The following is an 18488-nucleotide window of genomic DNA, read 5'->3' as shown; positions in this document are numbered from 1 at the left end:
CGAAGGCGGTCCGACGGGTGCAGGACTCTCGCCCATCAGCCGATCACCGTGGTCACGGCCGAGTAGATGCCCAGCGCGATGATCGCGAGGGAGCTGATGATCAGCGCGATGTAGATGAAGCGGCCCCCGCGGAGCGCGGGCTCGATGCGCCCGCGCAGGTAGAGCGCGGAGATGGCGACCGCGGCCAGGAAGATGCCCCCGGCGATGCCGCCCACCATGATCATCAGCAGCGGCTGGTTGATCCACAGGAAGGTCAGCAGCCACACCGCCGGCAGGAAGGCGATGAACACGCGCATCCAAAAGGTGCGCCTGCGGGCGTCGGCCCAGTCGAAGACGCCCACGATGGACAGGGCGTTGGCCCAGGACCTCGACCACGAGGGGATCGCCGCCCAGATCGTCGAGCCCAGCGCCGCGAGCGCGCCGAGCAGGAACACGATCCGGCCCACCTCCCCGAACACCCCGGAGAAGGTCTCGGACAGGGTCAGGATCATCTCGTTGCCCTCGGGGACCAGGCCCTGCGGGTGCAGCACGGCGGCGCCGAGGAGGAAGAACGCTGCGGTGGAGACGGTGTAGATGACCCAGGAGACGATCGCGTCCTTCTGCATCACGGCGATCCATCCCAGCGCGCGGGCCCGGTACTCCGGGGTGCCGTCGTTGGGGCCGGACCAGCGGGCGTAGCCCTTCTCCAGGCACCAATAGGTGTAGGCGGTGATCTCCTCGGAGGCCACACCGGTCAGGCCGAACATCGTCAGTGCGATGCCGATCGCCCCGATCGGTAGCTGGAGGCTGAGCCCGGAGGCGAGATCCGCCCCCGAATAGGCGAAGGCACTGAACGGCAGAGCGATCACGACCAGCACCGTGACCAGTACGAAGGCCATGGTCAGGAACGTCGCGACGCTCTCGATCAGCCCGTACTTGTTCGAGATGAGGGTGGCGATAGCGATCACCGTGACGACCACGGCCCAGATCGTCACGGCCGCCGGGGACAGCGGGCCGAATCCGAGCGGGGCCAGGATCGACAGGGCCGCGGCCATGCCGCCGATCAACCCGCCCGTCTGGATCAGCTTGCTCAGCGCCATCAGCGCCCACAGGAGGAACACCCAGCTGACCCGCCCGGCCTTCGGCGGCACCCGGTTGTAGCCCTCCATCGCGCCCTCGCCGGTGACGATCGAGTAGCGGGCCATCTCCATCTGCACGGCCACCTTGACGATGGTCGAGACGAACACGAGCCACAGCAGCACGAACCCGGCCTTGGCCCCGAGGGACGTGGCGGTGATCAGCTCACCGGCGCCCACCACGGAGGCGGAGACGATCAGGCCCGGGCCGAAGAACGTCGAGGAGGCCTTCCAGCCGACGGGCGGGTCCTTCACGGCCGACGGGTCGAGCGCGTACGGGTCGCCGCTGACGAATCGTTCCGGTGGGGTCTCCTCGATCTCAGCGCGTTCGGGATGGGCGGACGATGCGGTCAACGGTGACTCCTGGTCGCGTGCGTCGCTCCGTACAGGAGCAGGACGGACAACCCTATCGGCGCCCTGCGGCGGGCCGCGATGGGAATGCAGCGGGCTGCGCGTGAAAATCGCCTTCCGCCGACACCCCCGCGCCGACTACTGTGCCCGGATGGACCTCGTCTTCCTGCACGGCCCCGTCGCGTCGGGAAAGCTCACCGTCGCCCGGCAGCTCTCCGAGCTGACCGGGATCCCCGTCTTCCACAACCATCTCGTGGTCGACCTGCTCCTCGAGGTCTTCGAGTTCGGCTCGCCGGAGTTCGTCCAGCTGCGGGAGACGTTCTGGCTGGACACCTTCGCTGCTGCCGCCCAGGCGGAGAGATCGCTGATCTTCACCTTCGCGCCGGAGGAGACGGTTCCTGCCGGCTTCCCCGAGCGGGCGACGTCCGCGGTGCGCGACCACGGCGGACGCGTGCGGTTCGCGAGTCTCGACGTCTCCGCCGCCGAGCAGGAACGCCGGATCGAGAACGCCGACCGCAAGCAGTTCGGCAAGCTCGCCAGTGTCGAGACCCTGCGGCATCTCCGCACCGCAGGCAGTTTCGCGGCGGAGACCCCTCCCCGGGACATCACGATCGACACGGAGACCACGGCACCGGCCGACGCGGCGGCGGTGCTCGCCGACGCCTTCAATCTTCGCGGCGCACGCGAGCGACGCAGCTAGCCCGCCCCGCGGCGTCTGCGGTCACCCCTCCGTCTCGACCTCGATCACGTCCAGCAGACGGACCATGAGCTCTGCGACGAGGCCGTCGCGGATGTTCGCGTCGATGTGGCCGTCGGAGAAGCGTTCGCCGCGCACCACCCACGTGCACCAGGTGGAGACGTCGGCGAGATCGGCGGTGGGGATGTCTGCCCGATCCAGTGAGTGCATGTGGTCCATGTACTCGTAGTCCGGCCCGGCCAGGCGCTCATGCGCGACGGAGAGAGCCTGACGCAGGGCGCCCCGAGCGCTATCGCCGCGCGGATCGTCGCGCCAGAGATCGACCGCGCGCCCGACCAGCTCCAGATCCGATTGCCTGTTCATGGCGTGGCCTCCTGGTGTGCTTCGGTGTCGGCGGCGACGTGCCACCCTCCGCACAACGTACTGGGGCTCGGGGATCCGCGAAGTCCGTACGGCGAGGCGGCCCGGTCATCCACATGTCGAGCACGGGCCGCGCCGACGCAGGACCTCCTCTGTCACGATGACTTTCCATCCCCGCTCAGGAGGACACGATGCTCACGCTCGATCCACGCACCACGGTCGTCGCGGGGGACTGGCACGGCACTACGCGATGGGCTGCGTCCGTGATCTCTTTCGTCGGCTCCCGCGGTGCACGGACAATCCTCCATCTGGGTGACTACGGGTTCACCTTCGAGGCCCGCTTCGTCGGCGCCGTCGAGCAGGCCCTCGCCGAGTACGACATGCAGCTGCTGTTCGTGCGCGGCAATCACGACGACACCGGCTATCTCGAGCAGCTGGACCGTGACGGGGAGGGCTGCGGGATCGTGTCGTCCCGGGTCCGGCATCTGCGGGATGGCCAGCGCCTCACCGTGGGCGACGAGGTCGCCGTGGCGCTCGGCGGGGCGGCCTCGATCGATCGTTCACACCGGGTCCCCGGGGATTCCTGGTGGGCCGATGAGATCACCCCGCAGGCGGCGATCGACCGCGCCATCACCGACGGGCCCGCGCAGATCGTCCTCGCGCATGACTGCCCCGCGGGAGTCGAGCTGCCCCTCGACCCGCGCTTCGAGGCGTACTACGAGGACACCGACCCGGGGGTACTCGACTACTGCACGGCGAACCGGCTGCGTCTCTGGGAAGTCGCGACGGCGCTTACGCCACGGCTCTGGCTCCACGGGCACTATCACTGCCTCAACCAGGGGCGCCTCCGGCATGACGACGGCACCGAATCTACCGTGATCGGTCTGGACTGCGACGGCACCGCGAGGGAACGGAACCTGGTCTGGTTCGGAGAGGCGGCGTGACCAACTTTCCTAGGTGGCCACCCAGAAAAGTTGGAGGTGGGGAGATGCTGTTGCACGCACCGCTGCGCACCATCACGCAGATATCTTGAGTGCCGCTGGGCCCCATGCGAACGGGCCACCCGCTGGACCGGCAATGCGGTGCACCCACTGGTCATGAACCCGACAGAGGCCGACGGTGCAGGCGAATCCGAGCCCGTGCTCCACGACATCGCTGACCACGACATTTCGCTTCTCGGCAACGCCACGGCGTTCCGTCAGCTCATCGGCGCAGCGGCCTCCTGAATGGACTGCAGGACTCGGGCGACGCCGACCGGCATGTCTGACACGGGCAGCGGAGTGTCCAGGAACGGCGAGGAGCTTGTCGGCCACCAACGCGCGGCGCCCCGCACAGGGAGCACGAGCTCCCCCAGCAGGGAGCCTGCGCGCAGCACGAGGAACCGGCGTGCCCGCAGCTCCTCGCCGTCGGCGTCGAGCACGGGATCACCATGCTCCAGGGCCCGCAGCATCACCCCGGAATCGTCCGTGAGGTGCCACGATTCGAGGTCCAACGCTGACCCGGATATCGAGGCAGGGTGGGACGACGGCACGCTGATCACGCACCGCACCGGCTGATCCTCGGCAGGCTGGGCCGCGTCGCCCTGCGCCGCCGCGGTGGTGAGGAGACCGCGGACCGCCTCGGCGTATGCCAGCCCGGCTGCCCGTCCCAGTACACCGACATGACCGTCCGCCGGTTCGGCCTCGGAGCCGTCGGACAGGCGGACATGGACGAGGAGGTCATCGCCCTGGGCGAAGTTCTCGGCAGTGACGACAACGCTCTCGCTGCTCTCCACAACCTGCGCTACAGGGGTGGGCGCGGCAGATGTGGTGCCCGGCCAGGCGTGCGTGCTGGGAGCTGCCGCCGTGTCGATCCATCCCCAGAACGTCCGGTCCGCCCCGGCAGGCTCCTGCACGTGCACGGTGAACGCCCCGGCAGCCGAGTCCGGGCACCCGGGCCACGGAGTCATCGCTACCTCCGGCGGAGCTGTGGCGTCGTCCTTCATGGCGCTCATTCTTCCTAGGCGTCGAGGCGTTCGGGGCAGCAGCGGTCAGCTCTCGTGGCCGCTACGCGCCCGAGGTGCCTTCCTTCTGCGCGTCCTCGTCCACCTCGGCGATGAACGCCTTGAGGATGTCTGCCCGCAGGGTGCCGATCTTCTTCCTGAGCGTCTTCTTCTGCTTACGGGTCGCGCCGGGGGCCATCAGGAGCGCCGCGGCTCGGTCGAGCTGCTCCAGCTGCTTCGCCCAGGTCTCGGCCTGCTTCGCCTCGGCGTCGTCGTCGGCCGAGTCGGTCAGGTACCCGATCTGCTCGCGCAGAGCCTCGATCGTCCGGCGCATGTCCTCCGGGGTGTCCCCTTCGTGCTGGACGAGCCGCAGGATCTGCTCCTGGACCTTCTGCCACACCTCGGGGTTGTCCGCGGCCTTCCTGATCAGCGCGATGGCGAAGGGGCTCATCGTCATCGCGAGGTTGACGAGCGTGTTTCCCTTCGGGACCAGGTTCGTGAGCTTCTTCGTCGCCATGGTTCTCCCGTCGTCGTGAGCGTCAGGTTCGTGAGCGTCAGGTTCGTGGGCGTCAGAGTACGCGGGGCCGCGCCTCAGATCTCGATGTCTCGGCCGTCCTCGGTGCGCAGCTGCAGCACGAAGCGGGAGCCGCGGGCTTCGCGGATCTCGGCGACGCCGTCCTCGAGGCCGAGGGCGTCGAGGGACTTCTGCTGCGGGGCGGGGTTGACCTCGATGCGCTCGAAGGAGACCAGCTCGATCGAGGGCAGGTCACCCAGGCCCGGCTGCGTGGCCGTGCCCCAGTCGATGAGGAAGGGGACGGCGTAGTTGCGCGGAGCCGCGGCCTGGGTGAGCCGCCACTGCAGCTGCGTGCCGTCCGCCGTGGTGCGGGAGAGCTCCTCCACGTCACCGGGATCGAAGCTGGCGGCGCGGGCGCGCTCGACGACCTGGTCGATGCCCTCGGGGTGCACGGCGTAGGTGATGAGGGTGGGCTTCTTCAGGCGGTTGATGCTGAAGGTCTTGGGCAGCTCCTCGCCCTCGCGCTCCGGATCGGGGCCGATCAGCTCGAGGTAGTGCGGGCGCTTCGCGCCGTCCACGGTGAGGGCCACCAGCGCGTTGGCGGTGCCGGTGGGGTGGGTGCCGCCGGGCGCGGCGGTGACGCCGGTGAGCTCGCGGAACCAGTCCACGATCTCGGCCAGGTCGGGGCCGGCGATGACGATGTGGTCGAGCAGGCGGGGGACGCTCATGGGGCGCTCCTTCAGGGAGGTCGGGGTCTCGGCGAGGCCGAGGAAGAGCAGGAGGTGGCGGGCTCCGTCGAGACGGGGCCACCGTCGATGGCTATGACGTTACCCGGCTTGCCGGACTGTGCGCCCTGTCGCCGCGCAGTCCAGGAGAAGGTGCACAGCCCGATCGCGAACGCTCAGCCGTCCCAGGGGACGCGCAGTGCCCGAGCACACAGGCGGACGACGGGCGCGGGGCGGTGCCGGCAGGGAGCCGACGGGGCGACGATTCTGGTACGGATGGTCCGACACAATGAGTCGATGATCCACTTCTATCGGCCCGCGGAGGGGCACCGGCTGCCCCACGACCCGTTCAACGCCATCGTCGGGCCGCGCCCCATCGGCTGGATCGGCACGCTCGACGCTCGTGGCCGCCGCAATCTCGCCCCCTATTCGTTCTTCAACGCGCTGAACTACCAGCCGCCTCTCGTGGGGTTCTCCAGCAACGCCTGGAAGGACACGGTCGCCAACTGCCAGGAGACGGGCGAGTTCACCTGGAATCTGGTCACTCGCTCTCTGGCGGAGAGGATGAACGCCTCCTCGACGACCGCTGAGGTCGACGAGTTCGACATCGCGGGGCTGGAGGCCGCTGCATCGAGCGAGATCGCCGCGCCCCGAGTGGCCGCTTCTCCGGTGAACTTCGAGTGCCGCGTCACCCAGATCACCGACCTCCAGGCAGTCTCCGGCCAGCCATCCGGCTCCTCGTTCGTCGTGGGCGAGGTCGTCGCCGTCCACATCGATGACTCGCTGCTGGTCGAGGGACTCTTCGACACCGCAGCAGCTGACCCTGTGCTGCGCGGTGGAGGGCCGAGCGCGTACTTCGGGATCGACGCCGCCCAGAAGTTCGATCTGCACCGGCCGGGCTGAGCGCCCGGACCAGCTCAGGGCGGGTTGTCCATGATCTCGCGCCGAGGAGCGGGGCCAGCTGTGCGTGGCGGGCTGCGCGGAGGGGTGCGCGGGACATTCGAGTGGACAGCGCATTCCCATGTGCCGTGCGAGCGCGTAGCCTGCCAGGCAGCCTCCGTGAAGCCCCGAAAGGCAGTGACCGCGCGTGTCCACGACCGCCAAGCCCACCCACGAGAACCTCACCAGTGCCCGGGCCTTCCCGCCCAACGCCCCGAGCGATCCCGATGCCCCGCACGTCACCGCCGCTACGGTTCAGATCGAAGCCGGCCGCGAGGTCGGGACGCTCACCAGGCTGTGGGAGAGCGTCGGCTTCGACGAGATCAACTGGACGTACACGCCCACCGGGCGTCACCTCCTGAACACCTTCGGCGACCTCACCAGCACCGGGTTCCACATCCGCCCCCACTACGCGCTGTGCTCGGGCTCCGGCTTCGGGATCCCCCACTGGGGCAACGGGAACGTCTATCACGAGGATTCCCAGGGCGCCCCGTTCTACGACTTCACGATCCTCGACCAGGCCTACGACGCGATCGTCGAGGCCGGTCACCACGTGCTCGTCGAGATCGGCTTCACGCCGCGGGACCTCCTCCCTCCAGAGGCCGACGAGCTGACGATCCCCTACAGCCCCACTGCGTACTCGGCCTACGAGGCTGGCCAGTGGGCCTACCCGCCGCGCGACGACGACCGGTGGCGCGACCTGATCGCCGCGGTGGCCGCGCACTGCCTGGAGCGCTACGGCGCCGACGAGGTGGACACCTGGCTGTGGGAGCTGTGGAACGAACCGGACATCTTCTACTGGCGCGGCACCCCCGAGCAGTTCCACGAGCTGTACGCGGCGACCGTGGACGGGATCCGCAGCGTGCTGCCGGAGGCGACAGTGGGCGGCCCGGCCGTGACCGGCGGTGGCACCGAGTTCCTGCACGGCTTCCTCGCCTACACCGACGAGCATGACCTGCCGCTGGACTTCGTCTCCTTCCACACCAAGGGCTCCTCCTTCACCCCGTGGCGCGTGTACGGGCCCACCGGCGGCGACGCCCCGGAGCAGCAGAGCCCGTCGGCCCACAAGATGCTCTACGAGGTGCGCTCGATGCTGCGCGTCATGGCGCAGTTCCCCGCCTATCGGATGCTGCCGGCGATTATCGACGAGTGCGACGCGGGGGTCCCTGCCCACTTCTCGTTCTACGACAACGCGAACTTCCGCTTCCAGAACACCGAGTACTACCCGGTGTTCCAGGTCAAGCTCATGAAGAAGCTGCTGGACCTCAGCGACCTCGAGAGCGCGAACATCCAGCAGGCGATGTCGTGGGCCTTCTACTTCGAGGGCGAGCGCTACTTCGAGGGCACCCGCGCGTTCCTCACCGCGGACCGCATCGAGAAGCCGCTGCTGAATGCCTATCGGCTCCTGTCGCACCTCGGGGAGACCCGGGTGGAGGCCACGAGCGACGTCGCCCATGGGGTCGAGCTCCTCGATCAGGCAGGCGGCCGCGCCATGCCCGAGGAGGTCGACGTGCTCGCCTCCCGCGACAGCGACGGTCGGATCGTCACCGCTCTCTGGCGGCACACCGACGACCAGTACCGCACCGCCGACGCACCGACCCCGGTCTCCCTCACCGTGCGCGGGCTCGAGGCCGTCGCGTACCGGCTCACCCATCACCGCATCGATGCCGAGCACTCCAACAGTCACACCGTCTGGGAGAGTCTGGGATCCCCGCAGGTCCCCAGCGATGAGCAGCTCGCCCAGATCCATGCGCGAGAAGGGCTCGAGGAGCTGACGGCGGCGGTCGACGTGACGGCGAGCGCCGAGGGCACCCTCGAGCTGACGCTCGAGCTCCCGCTGCCTTCCGTCTCCCTGCTCGTGCTGGAGGAGGCCCGCTGATCCGCTCCCCCGGACTGTCGCGGATACGTTCGCTCGGCTCGGTCGTGGTGCACGTCGCCTCCTCGCCACGTGCTCGACCCCGCCCTGCGGGATCGCGGACACCGGCACCAGCACCTTCACCTCTGAAGAGCCCCTCTGCCTGCCTGATGGGCCCATCAGGCAGCGGACCCCTTCACACCGGAGGATCTCGAGGCATTCACAGAGCGGCCGCGGATGCCGCTTTCCTCAACCGTGACGTTCCTGTGATCTGTTCTCGGCGGAATCGTCGGCCCCTTCACCCCTATGATGACAACGTTGTCGACCGGTCTGCGGTCGCACTCGATGAGGAGTGGAGGTTCCCATGCGCGATCCGCACGCGATCTTGGAGATGCGCACCATCACCAAGCTGTTCCCGGGCGTCCGGGCTCTGGACGACGTCACGATGACCGTCCGCCGGGGTGACATCCATGCGATCTGCGGCGAGAACGGCGCCGGCAAGTCGACTCTCATGAAGGTGCTCTCCGGGGTCTACCCCCATGGCACCTACAGCGGGAGCATCCTGTTCGAGAGCGAGGAGATGGCCTTCAAGGACATCAAGTCCTCCGAGAGCGTCGGCATCGTCATCATCCACCAGGAGCTCGCCCTCATCCCCGAGCTCTCCGTGGAGGACAACATCTTCCTGGGCAACGAGATCGTCGCCAAGGGGCTCATCGACCGGCGCACCCTGCGGCGACGCAGCCTGGACCTGCTGGCCCGGGTGGGCCTGGACGTCGACCCCGGCACCCAGATCAAGACGCTGGGCGTCGGGCAGCAGCAGCTCGTCGAGATCGCCAAGGCGCTCGCGAAGAACGTGAAGATCCTGATCCTCGACGAGCCCACCTCCGCCCTGAACGAGGATGACTCCGCGAACCTGCTCACCCTCATGAAGGGACTGAAGGCCAAGGGGATCACCTCGATCATGATCTCCCACAAGCTCAACGAGATCGCCGAGGTCTCCGACGCGGTCACCGTGATCCGTGACGGCCGCACCGTGGAGACCTACGACGTGGAGGCTGGCCAGGTCGACGAGGACCGGATCATCCGGGCCATGGTGGGTCGCTCGCTCGACAACCGGTACCCCGATCACGAGCCGAACACCGGCGGCGAGGTCATCCTCGAGGTGCAGGGCTGGACTGTCGAGCACCCCACCGTGCCCGGCAAGCTGGTCTGCAAGGACGAGAGCTTCGTGGCACGCCGCGGCGAGATCGTCGGCTTCGCCGGCCTCATGGGCGCCGGCCGCACCGAGCTCGCACGCTCCCTGTTCGGCCGCTCCTACGGCGTGCACAAGTCCGGCCAGATCTTCCTCCACGGCGCACCCGTCGAGCTGAAGACCGTCCGCGAGGCGATCCGCCACCGCCTCGCCTACGTCTCCGAGGACCGCAAACTCCTCGGCCTGAACCTCCTGGACAGCATCAAGGACACGATCGTCTCGGCGAACCTGCGCGCCGTCGTGCGTCGGGGGCTCATCGACGACGCGATGGAGCGCACCGTCGCAGAGAGGTACCGCAAGTCATTGCGGATCAAGACCCCCGGCATCGACGTCGGCGTCGCCACCCTCTCGGGCGGCAACCAGCAGAAGGTCGTGCTCGCGAAGTGGCTGTTCCCCGAGCCCGACGTGCTGATCCTCGACGAGCCCACCCGCGGCATCGACGTCGGCGCGAAGTTCGAGATCTACCGCCTCATCCAGGACCTCGCCGACCAGGGGAAGGCCGTCATCGTCATCTCCTCGGAGCTCCCCGAGGTCCTGGGGATCTGCGACCGCATCTACACCATCTGCGAAGGACGCATCTCCGGGGAGGTTCCTCGCTCCGAGGCCGACCAGGAAACGCTCATGCGCATGATGACCACCACCGTCGGATCCGCTGCCTGACCGGCGCAGGAACGAGAGAACAAAACAATGAATGCAGTGAAGCAGGTCTTCGGGACGGACTTCCGTCAGTTCACGATGGTGTTCGCCCTCGTGGCGCTCCTCCTGGGCTTCCACCTCGCCTCCGGGGGCAAGATGCTCACCCCCGGGAACATGCAGAACCTCATCGCCGGCAACGCCTACGTGCTGATCCTCGCGATCGGCATGGTGATGGTGATCGTCATCGGCCACATCGACCTGTCCGTCGGCTCGGTCGCCGGATTCGTCGGCATGTGCGTCGCCCTCTCGGCGCGCGACCTCCACTTCCCGTGGTGGGCGGCGCTGCTGGCCGGCCTCGTGATCGGCGCCCTCATCGGGTGCTGGCACGGGTTCTGGCTCGCGAAGATCGGGATCCCCGGGTTCATCACCACGCTGGCCGGCATGATGCTCTTCCGCGGCGGCGTGATCTGGATCAGCGGATCCGTGAGCGTCCCCGTGCCGCCCGAGCTGAACGTGCTGGGCGCGGGCTACCTCCCCGAATGGGGCCCCGCCTGGACGTACCTCAACAACTCCACCCTGCTGCTGGGGATCCTCGCGATCGCCCTGTACGCGTGGAGCCAGATCAGCACCTACCGCCGCCGGGTCGCGGATGGTGAGACCGGCCTGAGCTTCGCCGCCGTGATCATCCGCGTGGTGCTCGTCGGCGCGGTCCTCGCCTATGTCACCTTCCTGTTCGGCAGCGGCCGCCCCGGCACGTCGTTCCCGGTGCCGGGCGTGATCCTCGTGGCGCTGGTGATCATCTACCACGTCATCACCCAGCGCACTACGTTCGGCCGCCACATCTACGCCGTGGGCGGCAACAAGCAGGCCGCGGCCCTCTCCGGCGTGAGCGTGGACAAGGTCTACTTCCTGGTCATGGTGAACATGTCGTTCCTCGCCGCTCTCGCCGGGATCCTGTTCGTCGCCCGGGCCACCTCCGCCGGCCCCTCGGACGGCAACATGTGGGAGCTCGACGCGATCGCCGCAGTGTTCATCGGCGGCGCCGCCGTCTCCGGCGGGATCGGCACCGTCACCGCGACCATGATCGGCGGCCTCGTGATGGCCTCCCTGAACTCGGGCCTGTTCCTCATGGGAGTGGGCCAGGACAAGACCCAGGTGATCAAGGGACTCGTGCTCCTCGCCGCCGTCGCCTTCGACGTCTACAACAAGCAGCAGGGCCGCCCCTCGATCAGCGGGCGCCTCTTCGGAGATCGAACCAAGTCGGAGACCACCGCCGAGACCGTGCAGATCGCCCCCACGACCCCCGGCGCAACCGGGCAGTAGTCCCCCTGGGCGACCGGGCGACAGCCTCCCCGGGCGCACCATCCTCCCGCACCACCCCACCCCGTATCACCTCCCCCGCATCACCTCATCTGGGAGCCCGATGGCGGGCACCCATCCTCACAAGGAGATCCCATGAAGACCACGAAGACCGTGACGAGAAGGACCCTCGCCCTGGGCGGCGTCGCCGCCACAACCTCCCTCCTCCTCGCCGCGTGCGGCGGAGGCCGCACCGCCGAGGGCACCGGCGGCGGGGACGACGCGGGCGACGGCGGCGGGTTCGACGCCGACGCGACCGTCGGGGTGTCCCTCCCCTGGCTCGGCACGCAGAACTGGGCGGAGGCCCAGGACCTGTTCACGGCGCAGCTGAAGGAGGCAGGTTTCACCGCGCTCGTGCAGGCGGCTGACAACAAGGTTCCCCAGCAGCAGCAGCAGATCGAAGCCATGGTCCAGCAGGGGGCGAAGGCGATCGTCGTCGGCCCCATCGACGGCACCCAGCTCGGCAGCGCCCTGAAGGCCGCGAAGGACGCCGGCGTGCGGATCATCGGCTACGACCGACTGATCGAGAACACCGACGCGGTCGACGCCGTGGTGCAGTTCGGCAGCATCCGCACCGGCGAGCTGCAGGGCCAGTCGCTGCTCGACGGTCTCGCCGAGCGCAAGGGCGAGGGCCCCTACAACATCGAGCTGTTCGGCGGCGGCCCCGCGGACCCCAACGCCCCGAACTTCTTCACCGGCGCGATGTCCGTGCTCCAGCCGAAGATCGACGACGGCACCGTCGTGGTCGTCTCCGGGCAGGTGGACTTCCAGCAGGCCGCCACCCAGGACTGGGACAACGGCAAGGCCCAGAGCCGCATGGACTCGATCCTCGCAGCGAACTACTCCGACAAGCAGATCGACGGCGTGCTCTCCCCCAACGACGGGATCGCCCGCGCGATCATCACGTCCTGCACGGCCGCCGGCCAGGACGTCCCCGTCGTCGACGGCCTGGACGCAGAGACCGAATCGATCACCTCCATCTGGAAGGGCGATCAGTACTCCACCGTCCACAAGCCCACGAAGGACCTCGTCGCGAAGACCATCGAGATCATCTCCGCCTACCAGAAGGGCGAGGAGCCCCCGGCGGCCGACGAGACCGAGAACAACGGGACGATCGACGTACCGATCTACGCCCTGGACCCGGTGGTGGTGACGAAGGAGAACGCCAAGGAGGTCTTCGCCGACGACCCCGATCGCCTGGCACTCCTGGACGGCTGAACCCTCCCGCAGGACGAAACGCAGCAGGTGGCTCCATGGTCGCTCGACCATGGAGCCACCTCTGTTGAGAGGAGCCCTTGGTGGCGAGGAAACGCCCCACGATGAAGGACGTCGCCGCACGCGCCGGCGTGGGCTTCAAGACGGTCTCCCGCGTGATCAACGGGGAGCCCGGGGTCACCGAGCGGACAGCGGAGAGGGTGCATCTGGCCGCCGCCGAGCTGCACTACAGGCGCGACATGACCGCCGGGAACCTGCGACGCGCCACCGGCCGCACCGACAGCCTCGGGCTCCTCGTCGCGAGCGTCGACAACGAGTTCGACGCCGCCCTCCACCGAGCGATCGAGGACGCCGCTCAACAGCACCGCGTCAGCATCTTCACGGGAAGCACCGACGAAGATCCCGACCGCGAGCGCCAGCTCGCACTCGGCCTCCTGGCCCGTCGTGTGGACGGGCTCGTCCTTATGCCCTCCCCCGGCGATCTCTCCTACCTCCAGCACGAGATCGACCTGGGCACCCCGATCGTGGCCGTCGACCGCCCACCCCACGGGATCACAGTGGACACGGTGATGGCAGACAGCACCCAGGGCGCCCGGGACGCGATCGCGCACCTCATCGACCACGGACATCGCCGCGTCGCGGTACTCACCCATCTCGGTACGCTGCACACTGCTGCCCAGCGCATCGCCGGTGCGCGACGCCGATGGGAGGACGCCGGACTGCCCGCGAACGACCTCCAGGTCGTCGACGGACTCACGACCGAGGCGGAGACCGCGCAGGCGCTGCTCGACCTCCTCGACGGCGAGGACCCGCCGACCGCGGTGTTCACCGCCCGCAACCAGATCACCACGGGAGCGGTACGGGCCCTCCAGCAGCGAGGGCTGCAGCGGGAGATCGCCCTGATGGGCTTCGACGACTTCGGTCACGCGGACCTGCTCGACCCCGCGATCAGCGTGGTGAAGCAGGACCCGGGGCAGCTCGGCCACCGCGCCACACAACGACTGCTCGCGCGCCTCGAGGACCACTCGCTGCCGGTGGAGCACCTGGTCCTCGGGACGACCCTGACCCTGCGGCAGTCGTGCGGATGCGGCGGCTGAGAACAGGGCAGGGCGGGCGCGACTATCATGCTCACAACCATGCCGGAGCAGTTGTCGAGGGAGCCCAATGTCCACGCACGACGCGTTGCGGGGACTCCCCACCCTGCGGCAGGTCGCCGAGGCCGCCGGGGTCAGCATCAAGACGGCGTCCCGCGCGCTCAACGATGAGGCGCACGTCGCGCCGATCACCTACGAACGGGTGAAGAAGGCTGCCGCCGAGCTCGGGTACCGCCCGAACCTCCTGGCGCGCGACCTGCGCTCGCACCGCACATCGAACGTCGTCGCGATGGTCATCGCGGACGTCTCCAACCCCTTCTACCTGGCGATCGCCTATGCCGCCGGCCAGGTGCTGGCCGCACAGGGCCTGCTCCTGTTCACGGGAGTCAGCGACGAGGACCCGGCCTCGGAGGCACGCGTCATCAGCGGTTTCCTCGAGCGTCGTGTCGCCGGCCTGCTCGTCGTCTCCTCGCGCACGGACCACCGTCATCTGCAGCATCACGCGGAGAGCCGCACCCCGACGGTGTTCCTGGACCGACCGGGCCACGGCCTGGAGGTCGACGAGGTCATGTTCGACAACGTCGGAGGATCCCGTGCGGCCATCGACCACCTGCTGGCCCAGGGGCACCGGCGGATCGGAGTCATCGGCGATCTCGGCTCTCTGCCCACCCATCGCGAGCGGATCGCCGGCGTGCGCCGCGCCCTGGCCGAGGCCGAGGTGCCGATCGACGAGGGTCTCATCATCACCGACGCCCACGACGCCGACGGGGCCGAGGCCGCGATGCGACAGCTGCTGACACTACCCTCCCCGCCCACCGCGGTGTTCGCCACCAACAACCGGATGGCGGTCGGCGGGATGCGCGCGGTGGCGGACGCCGCGCATCCTCCCGCGCTGATCGGTTTCGACGACGTCGAGCTCGCCGACGTGCTGGGGGTCAGCGTGGTCTCGAACTCCCCCGCCGACATGGGGACCGTCGGCGCCGAGATGCTGCTGGAGAGGATCCATGGCCGAGCAGGGCGGCGCCGCCGGGTGCGGCTGCCGACCGAGCTGGTCGTGCGCCGCTCCACGGCGACGCCGCTGGAGTGACCACGCTGCGGCGATCCGGCCCGCCTCTGCGGCGGCGCGGGTCAGGCGCGCTGCGCCGTCACCGCCATCACGGCGAGGTCGGGGTCGTCGCCGACCGTGATCGAGGTCAGTTCCCGGGTCGGGTCGGCCGGGACGTCGAGCAGCCACAGATCGGTCTCCGGTCCTACCCGGCCGACCCCGTTCTCGATCCGGTACTCCTGGTGGAGGCCCGGCCGGTTGTCGAACTTCGGTGAGCCGCCTGCCCAGTCCCCGACCGAGACCGTGGTCTCCTCGGCGCTGCCGTCGGCGTAGGTGAGGGTCAGCGGCACGTCGCTCGTATCGCCGTTGCGGGCGGTGGCGAGCAGGGTCAGCCGCTGGGTGAGCTGCCCGACCTCGACAGTGAAGGGGCCGACCGCCAGGTTCGGGTCCGTGCCCTCGGTCGAGGGGATCCGCATCACCACGTCGTCGACCAGCGCCTCGCCGGGCGCCGGCAGCTCATCGCCCGCGAAGGCCCATCCCTTTCCGTCGAAGTCCCCCGCCGAGGTGTCCTCGAGCGTGGCGACGCCGTCCAGGGTGAGCGCATCCTCCAGCGGCACGATGCACTGGGAGCCCGCCGCCTCGCAGCCGGTATCCAGCACCTGCACCACCAGCTCGGACTCGACGGTGCCGAGCCGGGAGGTCACCGTCGCGGTGACGGTGTGCTCGCCCGCGGGAGCATCGGCCGGGACGGTCAGCGTCACGGGCAGCTCGGCGCGCTGCGGGGAACCGTCTCCCTGCACGCGCAGCTCCCCCTGCTCCGGGGTCACGGCGACAGCATCGTCGGAGGTGAGGGCGACGTCGGCCGTGATCTCGCCGCGCCCGGTCAGCACGGCCGACACAGTGGCGTCGATCGTCGTCTCCTCGCCCGAGATCACTGTCAGCGGCGCCTCGGTGGTGAGCGCGGCGCCGAGATCCTCCTGCTGTCGCTCTCCACGCCCGGGGACCGGGGCCGGCGGCTGCTCGCCGCGGCGGGTGGCCCAGTCCGAGGGCTCGGTGCCGAGGCCGATATCGAGGTCCGCCCCGTCGCGCAGGTCGGCGGCGGTCAGCCAGCTCTGGCGGTGCGTGCGGCCGTCGAGCTCCACCTGCTGGACATAGCGGGCGTCCTGCGAGGTGCCGGGCGCCTCGATCACCAGATCACCGTCGTAGAACGGCTCCGGCAGGTCGATCACGGCGCGGTCGAAGACCGGGGACCCGATCGTCAGGACGTCAGTGCCGGCGATCGCCGGGTAGATGCCCAGCGAGGACAGCACGTGCCAGGCGGACATGGTGCCGACGTCGTCATTGCCGGTGATGCCGGAGGGGTTGTCCGAGAACAGGGTGAGCGCCGCCCGCACCACGTCCGAGCTCTTCCAGGGCTGCCCCGTCCACAGGTAGAGGTAGGGGGCGTGCAGGTCCGGCTCGTTCTGCGGGTTGTAGCGGGAGGTCCCGTAGTAGTCGTAGGCGCTGTTGACCCAGACGTCGCGGGCGGTCCCCTCGGGGTCCGTGAGCAGCTGGTCGTAGGCGAAGAAGCTGTCCAGACGCTCGTTGGTGGCCTCCGTGCCGCCGATCTTCGCGATCAGCCCCGGCACGTCCTGCGGGACCAGCCAGTTGTACTGCCAGGAGGTGCCCTCATGGAACCCCTTGGTGAAGGCCGGGTCCGGATCGCCGACGAAGACCCCGTCGGCATCGCGGGGCTGGGGGAACCCTGTATCCGGGTTGATGATGCTCTCCCAGGAGCGGGAACGCTCGGCGTAGCGGAGCGCGTCGTCCTCGTGGCCGAGGTCCTCGGCGAGCACCGACATCGCCGCATCGGCGACCGCGTACTCCATCGTCGCCGACCCTGCATGGTCCAGGTCGCAGTCGCCCGGTCTGCACTCCGCCCCGGTCTCGGCGGGCACGTACCCGTGCTCGAGGTAGTGGTCGTTGCCGGCGCGCCCGTTGGCCGGATGGCCCGTCGACGGGACGGTGTCGGCGTTCTGGACCAGCTGCGTCCAGAGTCGATCCTCCCAGCCCTCGAGGAGTCCGTACTGCTGGGCCGTGACGAGCTGCGGGGTGACGGGGTCGCCGGTCATCACGTTGGTCTCGACCGGTCCCCATCCCCAGCGCGGGAGCCGCCCGCTCTGCTCGCCCTGCAGGATCAGGGAGATCGACTGGTCCCGCGCCTCCTGCGGGGCGATCAGCGCCAGCAGCTGGATCTGGGTGCGGTAGGTGTCCCACAGCGAGGAGGTCTGGTAGTACCCGTGGCCGTCGGCGGTGTGGACCTCGTCGTCCCAGCCCAGGTAGCGGCCGTCGACGTCGTCGCCGCGGTGCGGTCCCAGCAGGCTGCGGTACAGGGAGGAGTAGAAGGTGCTCTGCTGCTCCTCGGTCCCGCCCTCGACCGCGATGGCGTCGAGCCGCTCCTGCCAGATGCTGCGGGCGGCATCACGCACCTCGTCGAAGCTGCGCCCGCCCTCTTCGGCCAGGTTCCCGGCGGCACCCTCCGCGTCGACCCAGGACAACGAGGTGGTGACCTCGACGTCCTGGTCCTGCGTGGTGTCGAAGCCGATCCAGGCTCCCTGCCGCGACTCCCCCTCGGTGGCGGCGGAGCCATCGGTGCTCGCGGCGGTGAACTCGTCGCCGTCGAAGAGGTCGACGTTCTCGATGTCGCGGTCGAAGGTGGTCAGGAAGTGCAGCGTGTACGGCTCGGTCTCCTGGCAGAAGCCGGAGCCCTCGACCGTCGTGCGGATCGTGCGGGCGTCGAGGACCTCGACCTTCGAGCTCCTCATCCCGTGCAGCGCCTGCCTGGCGTTGAGCATCAGGCCCGACTCCTCGGAGCCCTCGTAGGTCAGTCGCTGCTGCCCGGTGCGGGTGGTGGCGGTGAGCTCCGCGGTCACCGCACCATCAGGGTCATCGAGGGTCACCTGGTAGGACCCCGGGGAGGCCGATTCGGTCTCGTGCCGGAAGGGCTGCGCGTACTCGCCGTAGTCGGTGGAGTCCGGCCGTCCGGTCATCGGGGTCATGGGCAGATCGCCGCCCAGCCCGCAGCCCACGCCCGAGACGTGGGTCATCGAGAAGCCCCGGATGCGGTCGTCGGTGTACCGGTACCCGGCGTAGTGCCCGGTGTCCGGGGAGAGCTGCACCATCCCGAAGGGCAGGCTCGCTCCGGGAAAGGTGTTCCCCTCGGCCTGGGAGCCGATGAAGGGGTTCACGAGGTCGACCGAGTCGGCCGGGGAGGCCGCGTCCGTCGGCGCGGCGGAGGCGAGCGGGGCGGCCAGGCTCAGTGCGGCTGCGAACGCGATGAACGGGGCGAGGCGGCGATGCGACATCGTCTG

Annotated in this window: 16 protein-coding genes; 10 read left to right on the top strand and 6 right to left on the bottom strand. The window is 69.2% G+C overall.

The annotated features are described in order from the left end of the window. Positions 1-35: 35 nt before the first annotated feature. Positions 36-1469, bottom strand: a complete 1434-nt coding sequence (locus ABD093_RS05590; RefSeq protein ID WP_343923019.1) for an Nramp family divalent metal transporter — start codon at positions 1467-1469, stop codon at positions 36-38. A gap of 148 nt (positions 1470-1617) precedes the next feature. Between ABD093_RS05590 and ABD093_RS05585 the strand changes: the two genes are divergently transcribed. Next, positions 1618-2166 carry a P-loop nucleotide/nucleoside kinase family protein gene (locus ABD093_RS05585; protein WP_343923017.1) on the top strand — a complete coding sequence of 183 codons (549 nt, stop codon included), beginning with the start codon at positions 1618-1620 and terminating at the stop codon, positions 2164-2166. A 21-nt stretch (positions 2167-2187) separates the two neighbouring features. Here ABD093_RS05585 and ABD093_RS05580 read toward each other — a convergent pair whose 3' ends face one another. Next, entirely contained in the window at positions 2188-2526 is a 339-nt protein-coding gene (locus tag ABD093_RS05580) for a DUF6508 domain-containing protein (protein WP_193116501.1), read from the bottom strand. 188 nt (positions 2527-2714) lie between these two features. On the opposite strand from ABD093_RS05580, the gene ABD093_RS05575 reads away from it, so the two are divergent. Beyond that, positions 2715-3467, top strand: coding sequence for a metallophosphoesterase (locus ABD093_RS05575; protein ID WP_193116502.1), 753 nt, complete (start codon positions 2715-2717; stop codon positions 3465-3467). Positions 3468-3620: 153 nt separating this feature from the next. Continuing rightward, positions 3621-3749, top strand: coding sequence for a hypothetical protein (locus ABD093_RS05570; RefSeq protein ID WP_264298749.1), 129 nt, complete (start codon positions 3621-3623; stop codon positions 3747-3749). Here ABD093_RS05570 and ABD093_RS05565 read toward each other — a convergent pair. From ABD093_RS05565 to ABD093_RS05555, 3 genes are all read right to left on the bottom strand, one after another. Then, positions 3722-4516 (bottom strand): hypothetical protein, encoded by a 795-nt coding sequence (locus ABD093_RS05565; RefSeq protein ID WP_343923015.1) that lies wholly within the window; start codon positions 4514-4516, stop codon positions 3722-3724. The genes ABD093_RS05570 and ABD093_RS05565 overlap by 28 nt on opposite strands. Before the next feature lie 52 nt (positions 4517-4568). Continuing rightward, positions 4569-5021 (bottom strand): hypothetical protein, encoded by a 453-nt coding sequence (locus ABD093_RS05560; protein ID WP_193116504.1) that lies wholly within the window; start codon positions 5019-5021, stop codon positions 4569-4571. A 74-nt stretch (positions 5022-5095) separates the two neighbouring features. Then, positions 5096-5746: a VOC family protein gene (locus ABD093_RS05555; RefSeq protein ID WP_343923012.1), complete on the bottom strand. Its 651-nt coding sequence runs from the start codon at positions 5744-5746 to the stop codon at positions 5096-5098. A 294-nt stretch (positions 5747-6040) separates the two neighbouring features. Here ABD093_RS05555 and ABD093_RS05550 point away from each other — a divergent pair, with 294 nt between their 5' ends. The 7 genes from ABD093_RS05550 (at position 6041) to ABD093_RS05520 (ending at position 15180) form a co-directional block, all read left to right on the top strand. After that, the gene (locus ABD093_RS05550) at positions 6041-6646 is read left to right on the top strand and encodes a flavin reductase family protein (protein WP_343923010.1); all 606 of its coding nucleotides are present in this window, start codon (positions 6041-6043) and stop codon (positions 6644-6646) included. Between the two features lie 184 nt (positions 6647-6830). Then, positions 6831-8561, top strand: coding sequence for a GH39 family glycosyl hydrolase (locus tag ABD093_RS05545; RefSeq protein ID WP_343923008.1), 1731 nt, complete (start codon positions 6831-6833; stop codon positions 8559-8561). Positions 8562-8901: 340 nt separating this feature from the next. Next, positions 8902-10449 carry a multiple monosaccharide ABC transporter ATP-binding protein gene (gene mmsA / locus ABD093_RS05540; protein ID WP_193107415.1) on the top strand — a complete coding sequence of 516 codons (1548 nt, stop codon included), beginning with the start codon at positions 8902-8904 and terminating at the stop codon, positions 10447-10449. A 27-nt stretch (positions 10450-10476) separates the two neighbouring features. Beyond that, a complete protein-coding gene (locus ABD093_RS05535; RefSeq protein WP_343923006.1) occupies positions 10477-11748 on the top strand; it encodes a sugar ABC transporter permease in 1272 nt (423 codons plus the stop codon). Positions 11749-11880: 132 nt separating this feature from the next. Continuing rightward, positions 11881-13002 (top strand): substrate-binding domain-containing protein, encoded by a 1122-nt coding sequence (locus ABD093_RS05530; protein WP_343923004.1) that lies wholly within the window; start codon positions 11881-11883, stop codon positions 13000-13002. 80 nt (positions 13003-13082) lie between these two features. Further along, entirely contained in the window at positions 13083-14096 is a 1014-nt protein-coding gene (locus ABD093_RS05525) for a LacI family DNA-binding transcriptional regulator (RefSeq protein ID WP_319021509.1), read from the top strand. 67 nt (positions 14097-14163) lie between these two features. Beyond that, positions 14164-15180 carry a LacI family DNA-binding transcriptional regulator gene (locus ABD093_RS05520; RefSeq protein ID WP_343923002.1) on the top strand — a complete coding sequence of 339 codons (1017 nt, stop codon included), beginning with the start codon at positions 14164-14166 and terminating at the stop codon, positions 15178-15180. Positions 15181-15221: 41 nt separating this feature from the next. Here the strand turns inward: ABD093_RS05520 and ABD093_RS05515 are convergent, their stop codons facing one another. Next, complete coding sequence (locus ABD093_RS05515; RefSeq protein WP_343923000.1) at positions 15222-18482, bottom strand: GH92 family glycosyl hydrolase; 3261 nt, start codon at positions 18480-18482, stop codon at positions 15222-15224. Positions 18483-18488: the final 6 nt, after the last annotated feature.

The organism is Brachybacterium tyrofermentans (assembly GCF_039526165.1).
GTDB classification, from domain to species: Bacteria; Actinomycetota; Actinomycetes; order Actinomycetales; family Dermabacteraceae; genus Brachybacterium; species Brachybacterium tyrofermentans.
Note: the sequence above shows the minus strand (reverse complement) of the source record. Positions and strands in the feature narration are given on the sequence as shown.

Coding starts and splice junctions, on each gene's coding strand:
- ABD093_RS05585 (WP_343923017.1), top strand. CDS start 1,618: ATGGACCTCGTCTTCCTGCACGGCCCCGTCGCGTCGGGAAAGCTCACC.
- ABD093_RS05580 (WP_193116501.1), bottom strand. CDS start 2,526: ATGAACAGGCAATCGGATCTGGAGCTGGTCGGGCGCGCGGTCGATCTC.
- ABD093_RS05575 (WP_193116502.1), top strand. CDS start 2,715: ATGCTCACGCTCGATCCACGCACCACGGTCGTCGCGGGGGACTGGCAC.
- ABD093_RS05570 (WP_264298749.1), top strand. CDS start 3,621: ATGAACCCGACAGAGGCCGACGGTGCAGGCGAATCCGAGCCCGTGCTC.
- ABD093_RS05565 (WP_343923015.1), bottom strand. CDS start 4,516: ATGAGCGCCATGAAGGACGACGCCACAGCTCCGCCGGAGGTAGCGATG.
- ABD093_RS05560 (WP_193116504.1), bottom strand. CDS start 5,021: ATGGCGACGAAGAAGCTCACGAACCTGGTCCCGAAGGGAAACACGCTC.
- ABD093_RS05555 (WP_343923012.1), bottom strand. CDS start 5,746: ATGAGCGTCCCCCGCCTGCTCGACCACATCGTCATCGCCGGCCCCGAC.
- ABD093_RS05550 (WP_343923010.1), top strand. CDS start 6,041: ATGATCCACTTCTATCGGCCCGCGGAGGGGCACCGGCTGCCCCACGAC.
- mmsA (WP_193107415.1), top strand. CDS start 8,902: ATGCGCGATCCGCACGCGATCTTGGAGATGCGCACCATCACCAAGCTG.
- ABD093_RS05535 (WP_343923006.1), top strand. CDS start 10,477: ATGAATGCAGTGAAGCAGGTCTTCGGGACGGACTTCCGTCAGTTCACG.
- ABD093_RS05530 (WP_343923004.1), top strand. CDS start 11,881: ATGAAGACCACGAAGACCGTGACGAGAAGGACCCTCGCCCTGGGCGGC.
- ABD093_RS05520 (WP_343923002.1), top strand. CDS start 14,164: ATGTCCACGCACGACGCGTTGCGGGGACTCCCCACCCTGCGGCAGGTC.
- ABD093_RS05515 (WP_343923000.1), bottom strand. CDS start 18,482: ATGTCGCATCGCCGCCTCGCCCCGTTCATCGCGTTCGCAGCCGCACTG.